The following is a 9503-nucleotide window of genomic DNA, read 5'->3' on the forward strand; positions in this document are numbered from 1 at the left end:
GCCCGGTCGGGGGCCGGGACGGCCACGGGCCGCGGGGGGCCGGCGGCCTCCTCCAGAACCACGTGGACGTTCGTGCCACCGAAGCCGAAGGAGCTGACGGCGGCCCGGCGGGGTGTGCCGCCGTCGGTGGGCAGCGGCCGCTCGGTGGCGGCGACGCGCAGTGCCCCGAGCGCGGGATCCGGGTCCTCGCAGTTGACCTGCGGCGGCACGGTCGCATGCCGGAGCACGAGGACGGCCTTGAGCAGGCCGGCGACGCCGGCCGCGGACATGGTGTGGCCGATGTTCGCCTTGACTGAGGACACGTGTGCCGGCGTGTCCTCGCCGAGCATGCTGCGCAGGGCGGCCAGTTCCACCGCGTCGCCGGCGGGCGTGGCGGTGCCGTGGCACTCGACGAAGCCGACCGTGGTCGGGTCGACGTCCGCGTCGACGTACGCCCGACGCAGGCTGGTCACCTGACCCTGGAGCCGAGGGGTCATCGGTCCCTCGGCGCGGCCGTCGTTGGCGCAGCCGGTGCCGCGGATGACCGCGTACACGCGGTCACCGGCGGCGAGGGCGTCGCCGAGCCGTTTGAGGACGACGACGCCGGCCCCCTCGCCGAGCACGAAGCCGTCGGCGCGCCGGTCGAACGGCCGGCACACCCCGGCGCGGGAGACCGCGCCGATGCGGGAGAAGCCGATCAGGTTGTCGGGCACCAGGTTGAGGTAGACGCCGCCGGCGACGGCGAGGTCGCACTGGCCGGCGCGGAGATGGACGACGGCCTCGTGCACCGCGACGAGCGCCGACGCGCAGGCGGCGTCGACGACGAAGCTGGGCCCGGCCAGGTCGAAGACCGCGCTGACGGTGGCGGCGGCCATGTTCAGCAGGGTTCCGGGAATGGTGTAGGCGCGTGGTGGCGCCACCCCGGCCACCGCCGCCTCGGCCGCCCGGGCATCCAGTGGCGCGCCGAACTCGCCGGCGGCCATCTGTCGGGCCCGGATGCGGCTGGTCAGCAGGTCCTTGTACTCGCTGACGGAGGCGCCCACGTAGACGCCGGTGCGCTCGCGGGGCACGTCGACGTCGGCATCGTCCATCGCTTCGTCGGTGACCTGAACGAGCAGCCGGTGCTGCGGGTCGGTCACCTCGATGCGGCGTGGTGCCAGGGCGTACCGGGCGGCCGGGAACGTGTCCACCTCGGGCAGGTGGGCCACCACGTCGGTGTACGCGAAGTCGGCCGCCCGGGCGTCGTCAGGATCGTGGACCCAGCGGTGCCGCCAGCGGTGCGGCGACACCGGCCCGGTGGCGACCCGCCCGGTGCGGATCAGGTCCCAGTAGGCGGCGAGGTTGTCGGCGCCGGGAAAGCGGCAGGCGGCGCCGACGACGGCGATGGAGGCGGCGGTGGTCATCCGGCGGATCCGGCGGCGGTGAGCAGCCCGGGTGGCCCGGGAATCTCGGTGGCCGCCGGCGCGGGCACCCGGGGCAGGTCGTGCCGGGTCAACTCGAGGGCGCGCAGCAGCGGCAGGACCACCTCGGCGAGGAAGACGCCGCGGTCGATGCCGGCGGCGCGCATCACCTCGATGCGGCTGGCGTAGTCGGGCAGCAGGTCCTCGGCCGGCATCCGGAAGGTGCGCAGCACGTACGCGAGGTCGGCGAGGGTGCCCGCCCGGTCGTCGGCCAGGTGCAGGCGGATCATCTTCAGGTAGAAGCGGGAGTGGGCCATCTCGTCGCGGCCCACCAGCCGGTAGATCTCCGGCAGCACCGGATCGCGGTGCCGGTCCGCCCACTGGCGCTGCTTCCGGTATATGACGAACGTGGTCAGCTCCTGCAGCGCGCCGTAGATGGTCATCCGGCGACCGTCGTCGTACGGCGGCTCCCAGCGGCGGGCCAGTACGGTGTCGGCGTAGTCGTGCAGCTGCGCGTCGGTGCGCGCGCCGCTGCGGCGCAGGTACTCGCGGAGCACCGGGGCGTGTTTGGCTTCCTCGTAGCCCCAGTTCGCCGCGAACCAGGCGCGGCCGTAGTCGCCTCGCATCAGGTCGAGGTGGGCGCGCAGGTAGTCCGGCAGGTACATCTCGACGCCGCAGAACGTCTCGGCGGAGAGCACCAGCCGCGGGTCGGGGACATGGCCGGTGAGGCGGTCCCAGTCGATGTCGGTGAACACGTTCCAGCGGCGGGTCCGTTCGGCCTGTTCGAAGAAGGTCATGAACTCCCGGTGGAACGCCTCTCGCAGCGCCCGGTCGGTCATGGTGTGCCGGCCGGCAGTCGGGCGGCGAGCACGCCGGACAGGTCGCCGATGCTGCGTACGGTGGCCAGTTCCTCGTCCGGGACGCGGACCCGAAGCCGCTCCTCGGCCCAGGCGACCAGTTCGAGGGCCTGCAGGCTGTCGAGTCCCAGTGCGGCGAGGTCGGCGTCGACCGTCAGCGCGGGGGCGGAGCGGCCGGTCACGTCGGCGATCCCGGCGGCGATCAGGGCGAGCAGCTCATCGGTGGACACGGGGGCTCCTAGATCTCGTCGATGCGGCGTAGCGACCACTGGGCCAGGGACTGGTAGTGCATCTCGAACGCGCGAATGCACGCAGTCAGGTAGCGGTCGTAGTCGGCGAAGAGCTGTCCGCCCCAGCGGTCGCGGATCCGCGGTTCGTGGGCGCGCAGCCGGTCGCGCCAGTGCTCGCAGGTACGCCGGTAGTCCGCCCGCCGGGTGCACACTTCCACGATCTCCCAGTACGGGTTGACCGCGGCCACGATGTCCTCCATGCGTGGCGTCATGCCGCCGGGGAAGATCCGGTACGTGACCCAGCCGACCTCGCGGATGTCGGCGGGGATGCGCGGGGCACGGTTGCGCAGGATCGATTGCAGCGCGAAGGACGCGCCCGGCCGGCTCCACTCCCAGGCCCGCCGGAAGTAGTCCCGGTAGCGGGCGACCGCCTCGCCGGCCCGGGCCTGCTCCGGAGTGCAGACGTGCTCGATCATGCAGATGGACATGATCGTGTCGAAGCGCATCGGCGGCGTGTAGTCGCGGTAGTCGACGCAGGACGCGGTGACGCCGGGCAGTTCGCGGCGGAGGATCTCGGCGTACTGGGCCGCCGAGAGTGTGATGCCGTGGACGTCGCGAACGCCCCGGTCGACGGCCAGATACTCCAGGTTCGCGCCCCAGCCGCAGCCGATGTCGAGCACCCGCGAGTCCGTGGTGACCCGGCCGTACCGGTAGAGCAGGTCGAGCTTGGCGACCTGGGCGGCCTCCAGGTCGTCGGTGTCGTCGAAGACGGCACAGGTGTAGTTCATCCGCTCGTCCAGCCATAGCCGGAAGAACTCGTTGTCGACGTCGTAGCTCACCGCCACCTGCGCCGGATCCGACATCAGCCCACCAACTCCCCGGCCAGGTAGCGCCGCCGGGTCTCCTGTCGGCGTGGCTTTCCCGACGTGGTCTTCGGCACCGCCCCGGGGCGCACCCGGACGACGTCGGCGACGGCGAGCCCCAGACCCTCGGCGACCGCGACGCGCACCGCGTCCGGCAGGCTGCCGGCGGCGTTCGGCGCGCACTCGATCACGAGTACCACCTCCTCGGTCTCCTCCCCCGGCCGGGTGAACGCCACGGCGCCGCCCTCGCGGACTCCTGGGACGGCGGCGGCGGCCCACTCGACCCGCTGCGGGTCGGTGTTGGCGCCCCGGACCACCAGGAGGTCCTTCGCGCGCCCGGTGACGTGCAGGTCGCCGCCGTCGAGGTAGCCGAGGTCGCCGGTGCGCAGCCAGCCGTCGGGACGGAACACCTCCGGCGCCGGCTGGTCGAGGTAGCCGGCGGCCACGGACGGTCCGCGTACCCAGATCTCCCCCACCTGCCCGGCCGGGCACGGCGTCCCGGCGGCGTCGACGACGGCCACCTCGTGGCCCGGCACCGGCCGTCCGCAGTCGACGGTGCCGGCGGCGTCGGCCCGCAGACCGGCCGCGAAGCTCACCGCGAGTGTCGCCTCGGCCAGCCCGTAGCAGGGCGTCAGCGCCGCCCGGTTCAGGCCCGCCGGCGTGTACGCGGCGACGAAGCGCTCCAGTGTCGCCGCGTTGATCGGCTCAGCGCCGCAGCCCAGGACGCGCAGGGCGGACAGGTCCAGCGCGGCGACGTCGTCCGGGCGGGCGCGGCGGGCCGCGAGCCCGAAGGCGAAGCTCGGCCCGAAGGTGACCGTCCCCCGGTACGCCGACACCGCGCGCATCCAGAGCCCCGGATCGCGCAGGAACGACACGGTCGGCAGGTACACCACCGCAACTCCGGCGGTCAGGGCGGCGCAGCCGAAACCCACCAGGCCCATGTCGTGGTGCAGCGGCAGCCAGCACACCCCCACGTCGCGGTCCGCGTCGAGGCTGATGCCGGCCTTGATCGCGGCGCTGTTCGCCGCCAGCGAGCCGCGGGTGACCAGTACCGCCCGGGACCGGCCGGTACTGCCACTGGTGAACTGGGCGTACGCCGGGTGCTCGGGTGGCAGTCGCACGGGGGCGGGGTGGGCGGGCCCGTCCGCCAACGCCGTGATCGGTACGGCGGGCACTCCGGGTCGGAGGGTGTCGAGGGTCCCGGCGGGGCCGCAGACGAGCTGCGGGCGGACCAGTGCGAGCGCCTCCCTGACGGTGGCGCACCAGGCGTCCCGGCGACCGACCGGTGGTGGCGGCGGCAGCGGTACCGCCACCGCGCCCAGCCAGAGCGACGCGAGGAACGCCGGTAGGAATGTCTCGGGATCACCGGCGAACACGCCCACCCGGTCGCCGGGCCGTACGCCGTGGGCCGCCAGGGCGCCCGCGCGGCGGCGGACCACGTCGCGCAACTGATCGCGGGTGAGCGTCCCCGACGTTCCGTCGTCGCGTCGGTAGGTGTGCGCGGGACGTTCGTCGCCGGCGTACGAGTCGACGACGTCCGCCACCCACTGCAGGCCGTGCATGTTCTCCCCCCGGGAGGCGGGCACCCGCCCGGCTCGGGACGAGCATCGTCAACCGGGTTCAACCGGGTCAATCATGCGAATGGATGGCCGGAGAAGGCTGGTCGGCGGCGGTGTACCCATGCCCGTTTCGAGGTGCCGACCGATCGGTACGCGCAGTTTGGCGGTCCAGGCTGTCGGCGGACACCATGAGGAGGGCACCCGAACATCGACCACCACGGGAACCCGAGGAGAGCGCAGCCATGCCGGCCACCACCGTCGTCAACCTGAAGGGCCACCGGGACGACCCGGCGTACGCGGACGTGATCTACGTCGGGCGCGCCATGAACCGCGGTGGTTGGCGCCTCCCCCAGTCGCCGTTGTCCAGCCCGTTCCGTCCGGGGCCGGACGGCAGCCGGGACGAGGTCGTCGAGAAGTACCGGGCGTACCTGCTCGGCCGTCCCGACCTGCTCGCGCTCCTCCCGGACCTGCGCGGGCGCCGGCTCGGGTGCTGGTGTGTGCCCGAGCGTTGTCACGCCGAGGTGATCGCCGAGCTCGCCGACTCGCTGCCGCCGGCGGGTGGCATTTAGGTCGATTGACCGTGATGCGGGGTTGCCAGGATGGCACAACCCCTATGGCCACCCAGAGTGACGTGCCGCAGCATGAAGGGAGGCTCGAGTGGGGTGATTCCCGTGATCAGCAGCTACCAGACCGCGCGTAACTTCCGCCAGTTCCCCGCGGCGGCGCAGCGAACGGCGGAGGCGGCGGCGAAGGAGCGTGAACAGCACGTCGGCGCCGTCACCAAGAAGCGCGACAGCAGCGCCGCGAAGGCGTCGACCGAGGCGGACCGCCGCCTGCGCCGCCTGCTCGGCGAGGACACCTGGGCGGACCTGAGGACGCTGATGCGGCAGGAACGGATGACCCTGCGTGATCTGCTCCAGCCGCCGCAGGGGTTGACGTCCCGCTACGACAAGCTGAACAAGGCCCGGAAGCGCAAGGCCGACGCCTTCCTGCGCAGCCGGGACGTCCGGCGTGAGGCGATCATCGCGATAGCGACGGACTACCACCGGGCCATCGCCGACGTCTTCACCGCCGACGAGCGGATCAGCCCGGGGTTCCACCTCTCGAACAACCTCGACAAGTGGCTGCGGCTGTCCCCCTTCCACGACCGGGCCCTCCCCTGGGGAGTCTGCGAACCGGACGACAGCACCGACCCGCACCGGTGGGAGGTCTTCCGGCCGCCGTTCTTCGGGTTCAACTTCGGGTTCGTCCCGGTGCGCAACGACAACTTTGTCGTCGACCGCATCCACACGCTGAACCCGTCCCTCGCGGACGTGGGGATTCTGATCACGATGGACGACGGTGACGCCGGCGACTTCGACTACGCCTCCGGCGACGGCTTCAGCGCGGTGGCGTTCGCCTACGTGCCGCCGACGACCGGCCTGGTCGAGGTCCTCATCGACGCGCAGTGCGTCCAGGCCACGCACCGGCTGGAGACGACCGACGAATGGGGATGGTCGAACTCCAGCACCGGACAGCGGAACTTCCTGATGCTCGACGTCCTGCATCCGAACGTCTCCGAGCCCTCGTACGCCGAGATGTCGGCCTTCGACAAGAAGACCGACGACGACGGGAGCTTCCTGCAGGTGAACCTGACCCGCGGCGCCCACTACTTCGCGCAGCTGTTCAGCGCGGGCCCGGTGCCGGCGGGTCAGACCGTGATCGTGTGCGTCGGGACCCGCTCGTTCGACATCAGCGGCACGAACGACGTGTCCATCCACAGCACGTCCGACTTCCGGTGGTTCATCAGCTCCGTCGAGGTCCGCATCTCTCCGTAGCCGCTCAGGCCGGCCCGCGCTGTCGCCGCGGTTGAGGAACCGGTGCGGCACCCCCGCCGGCACCCACGTCGCCTGACCGGCGGCGCGGGCGGCGCTGCCTACGCGGCCGCCGACGTCGCCGCCGAGACGGACCGGCAGCGGCCGATCCTGACCCGAGCCTGGGTGTCCGAAGCGGACCGCCAGGCGGGCGCCGAACTGGAGCAGACTTCCCGGAGGTTCCCTCTGCACGCGCTATCGGTAACCCCGCTTGAGCAGATACTTGGCTCCTGCCTCAAAGCCCTCGGGGCTCAGCACCTGGAAGCCGAAGGCGTCACCGAGCCGGCCGGTCGTGTTGAACGCGACGCAGACGGCCAGCGCGTCCTTGACCTGCTGGCGTGAGACGCCGGCGGACAGCACTTCCCGCATGTCCTCGGCGCTGACCGTTCCGACGGTGGTCAACTTGCCGAGCATCCGCAGCGTTGCCCGCAGCGGCTCCTCCACGGGGGCCGATTCCAGATCGGCCAGCACCGCCGCGACCATCGGCCCGTCCTGGTACGCCCGTCGAGCGGTCGCGGTGTGGGCGGCTGTGCAGAACGCCGACTCGTTCACCTTGGACACGTAGGCGGCCATCAGCTCCCGGTCCCCTACCGACCAGGCGGACGGCCCGCGCATCGCCTCATGGGTGAACTCTTTTGCGCGGGTGCCGTAAAAATCGGGCCGGTAGGAGACGAGCTTGGCCGCGTCCGGCACCGGGTGCCCGGAGAACAGCCGGATGAGCGCGAACAGCAGCTTGGTTGCCGGGCTGTAGCCGCGGTTGAGGATGTCGAGACGCATTACCCGGCCTCACCGTTGCGGGTCGCTGCGGCCAGGGCCGCCAGTCCCGCCTCGTAGAGCCGGGCGGACTGGCCGACCACGGCGCATATCACCAGCTCGAACAGCTGATCCTCGCTGAGGCCCGACGCCTTTGCGGCGGCGAAGTCGGCCTCGGTGACCCGCACCGGCCTCGTGGCGACCTTGCCGATCAGCGTGTCCAACGGCGGCGTCAGGCCGTCGTTGCCGAACGCGCGGGCTCGCTGGTCCGCGGATGCCCTGCCCTCGCCGTTCAGGATGCGATCCACCAACGCTCGGTGCGCTGCCTGCTTCTTGTCCTCGTCCGGCATGGCGCGGTGCCCTCCTCTGCAGCTCGGCTCGCTGTCCTCAGGTATACCGACGACGGTGCGCCGCCGAACGCGACACGCGCCTGAAGAAGCGCCCGGTCCCCGCAGCGTAGGGCGTTCCGTCATGTCCGGCCCCGGGTCCACGCGCAGTCGCGTCGATCCGGGGCCGGGTCATGCCTAGGAGAGTGCGGGCCGCGAGCCGAACGCTCGCCGCCGCCTGTTCGAGGTCACGCTGGTGGCTGCCCCTCGTCGTGCGGGACGGTGACCGTGACCGTGCAGCCGACCGGTCGCCCGATCTCGTCGTGGCCGGTGTAGGTCAGCTGGTACACCCGGTCCCCGCCGTTGCCGGCCCGCTCGGCGCGCAGCCGGCCGCTCGTGGCGGGGGTGCCGGTGGCGAAGCCGCCGACGTCCGTGGCGTCCCCGCCGGTCACGCCGGTCAGGGCGAACGCGTTGGGGCCGAGCACGCCGTCGGGCAGGTCGACGGTCACGTTGACGTCGACCAGCTCGTGGTTCGGCGGCCAGAGGACGGGCCGGTCCACGGTGCAGTCGAGTGGCCGTACCGGGAGGGGTTCGGCGAGGGGGGCGGTGGCGTGCGCGATGGTGGCGGTGAGCCGGCCGCCGGCCTCGTAGTACATGTGCGCGGTGCTGCCGTCGAAGTAGAACGTGGGCGCGGCCGACCGGCCGAGGTCGGGGGCGGTGGCCATCGAGTCGTGTACGACGCCGAGGTGGACCTCCTGGTCGAAGTTCTCGCCGACGTCGACCGCGTGCATGTTCCCGTCAGCGGCGTGGTAGATCACCAGGTTGCGGTCGTTCCAGCGGAGGAAGAACGGCCCGGAGGCGTTCGGGCCCTCGTCGCCCTGCGGGGTGACGATCGGTTCGGGTTGGGTGGTCCAGGTGCGCGCGTCGTTGGAGACGGCCCAGCGGATCCGGCGGGACACCGGCCCGGTGGGGCCGGGCGCCCCGCCGGTGGGATTGTCCATGAAGACCATCAGGTAGCGGGTGCCGAGGCGAGGCACGGACTGTTCGAACACCCGGGCGTAGGAGGTTTCGCCGCCGGTGCTCGCGTCGCGGCTGACGGCGGTGCCGCCGTAACTGAAGTGGATGCCGTCGTCGGAGGTCGCGTACCGGGTGATCGAGTTCTCGCCGTGGAAGTAGAGGAACAGCTTCTGCTCGTCCTCGATCCAGACCGCGTGGGGCGAGGAGATGTGGCTGACCGTGGAGTAGTACGGCAGCCAGGTGTTGCTGATCAGCGGGTTGGCGTCGTACTCGGTCCACGGGCCGTTGATCGAGTCGGAGTAGGCCAGGGCGATCCCGCCAGGCCGCTCGTGCGGTGCGTAGTACAGGTAGTAGGTGCCCAGCGGGTGGGCGAAGTAGTCGGCGGCCCGGATGACGCTGGGGAAGATGAACTCGTTGGTGGGGTTGTAGGTGAGCGTGCTCTTGTCGAACGCGGTGCCGACGTAGGTGAAGTGCGGGAAGTCCAGGCCGGGGTCGGCGGCGGCCGGCGCGGCGCCGGCCAGGACGACGGCGAGCAGGCCGGCGCCGGCGGCCGCGACGACGGCGCGTCGGGATGACGGGACGAATGGTCTCGACAAGCGTCTTCCTCTTCTGTCGGGTGGGGCGGGTGGGCGCGTCCAGCACGGCGGTCGCCCTGGGGGCAGCGGC

10 protein-coding genes are annotated in these 9503 nt (G+C 72.0%); 2 read left to right on the forward strand and 8 right to left on the reverse strand.

Annotated features, from left to right (window positions below; translation table 11 throughout):
* The 5 genes from ACWEVO_RS19875 to ACWEVO_RS19895 all read right to left on the reverse strand — a co-directional run.
* Positions 1–1382: beta-ketoacyl [acyl carrier protein] synthase domain-containing protein (locus tag ACWEVO_RS19875; RefSeq protein ID WP_452309006.1), on the reverse strand; the 1382-nt coding region annotated here is incomplete at its 3' end.
* The gene (locus tag ACWEVO_RS19880) at positions 1379–2218 is read right to left on the reverse strand and encodes an acyl-ACP desaturase (protein ID WP_452309007.1); all 840 of its coding nucleotides are present in this window, start codon (positions 2216–2218) and stop codon (positions 1379–1381) included. The genes ACWEVO_RS19880 and ACWEVO_RS19875, both read right to left, overlap by 4 nt.
* Positions 2215–2466, reverse strand: a complete 252-nt coding sequence (locus ACWEVO_RS19885) for an acyl carrier protein (RefSeq protein ID WP_452309008.1) — start codon at positions 2464–2466, stop codon at positions 2215–2217. Before ACWEVO_RS19885 ends, ACWEVO_RS19880 begins: the two co-directional genes overlap by 4 nt.
* 8 nt (positions 2467–2474) lie before the next feature.
* Complete coding sequence (locus ACWEVO_RS19890) at positions 2475–3329, reverse strand: class I SAM-dependent methyltransferase (RefSeq protein WP_452309009.1); 855 nt, start codon at positions 3327–3329, stop codon at positions 2475–2477.
* The gene (locus ACWEVO_RS19895) at positions 3329–4915 is read right to left on the reverse strand and encodes an AMP-binding protein (protein ID WP_452309010.1); all 1587 of its coding nucleotides are present in this window, start codon (positions 4913–4915) and stop codon (positions 3329–3331) included. Before ACWEVO_RS19895 ends, ACWEVO_RS19890 begins: the two co-directional genes overlap by 1 nt.
* Positions 4916–5130: 215 nt before the next feature.
* On the opposite strand from ACWEVO_RS19895, the gene ACWEVO_RS19900 reads away from it, so the two are divergent.
* Together ACWEVO_RS19900 and ACWEVO_RS19905 are read left to right on the forward strand one after the other, a co-directional pair.
* Positions 5131–5457, forward strand: coding sequence for a DUF4326 domain-containing protein (locus tag ACWEVO_RS19900; RefSeq protein WP_452309011.1), 327 nt, complete (start codon positions 5131–5133; stop codon positions 5455–5457).
* Positions 5458–5559: 102 nt separating this feature from the next.
* Positions 5560–6705 (forward strand): hypothetical protein, encoded by a 1146-nt coding sequence (locus ACWEVO_RS19905; protein ID WP_452309012.1) that lies wholly within the window; start codon positions 5560–5562, stop codon positions 6703–6705.
* A gap of 231 nt (positions 6706–6936) precedes the next feature.
* Here the strand turns inward: ACWEVO_RS19905 and ACWEVO_RS19910 are convergent, their stop codons facing one another.
* The 3 genes from ACWEVO_RS19910 to ACWEVO_RS19920 all read right to left on the reverse strand — a co-directional run bounded on the left by ACWEVO_RS19910 (position 6937) and on the right by ACWEVO_RS19920 (position 9433).
* On the reverse strand, positions 6937–7518 hold the full coding sequence (locus ACWEVO_RS19910) for a carboxymuconolactone decarboxylase family protein (RefSeq protein WP_452309013.1): 582 nt from the start codon (positions 7516–7518) through the stop codon (positions 6937–6939).
* Positions 7518–7844 (reverse strand): hypothetical protein, encoded by a 327-nt coding sequence (locus tag ACWEVO_RS19915; protein WP_452309014.1) that lies wholly within the window; start codon positions 7842–7844, stop codon positions 7518–7520. Before ACWEVO_RS19915 ends, ACWEVO_RS19910 begins: the two co-directional genes overlap by 1 nt.
* Before the next feature lie 224 nt (positions 7845–8068).
* On the reverse strand, positions 8069–9433 hold the full coding sequence (locus tag ACWEVO_RS19920; RefSeq protein ID WP_452309015.1) for a hypothetical protein: 1365 nt from the start codon (positions 9431–9433) through the stop codon (positions 8069–8071).
* Positions 9434–9503 lie beyond the last annotated feature (70 nt).

It is taken from the genome of Micromonospora sp. NPDC003776 (assembly GCF_053605645.1).

Coding starts and splice junctions, on each gene's coding strand:
- ACWEVO_RS19890 (WP_452309009.1), bottom strand. CDS start 3,329: ATGTCGGATCCGGCGCAGGTGGCGGTGAGCTACGACGTCGACAACGAG.
- ACWEVO_RS19880 (WP_452309007.1), bottom strand. CDS start 2,218: ATGACCGACCGGGCGCTGCGAGAGGCGTTCCACCGGGAGTTCATGACC.
- ACWEVO_RS19915 (WP_452309014.1), bottom strand. CDS start 7,844: ATGCCGGACGAGGACAAGAAGCAGGCAGCGCACCGAGCGTTGGTGGAT.
- ACWEVO_RS19910 (WP_452309013.1), bottom strand. CDS start 7,518: ATGCGTCTCGACATCCTCAACCGCGGCTACAGCCCGGCAACCAAGCTG.
- ACWEVO_RS19900 (WP_452309011.1), top strand. CDS start 5,131: ATGCCGGCCACCACCGTCGTCAACCTGAAGGGCCACCGGGACGACCCG.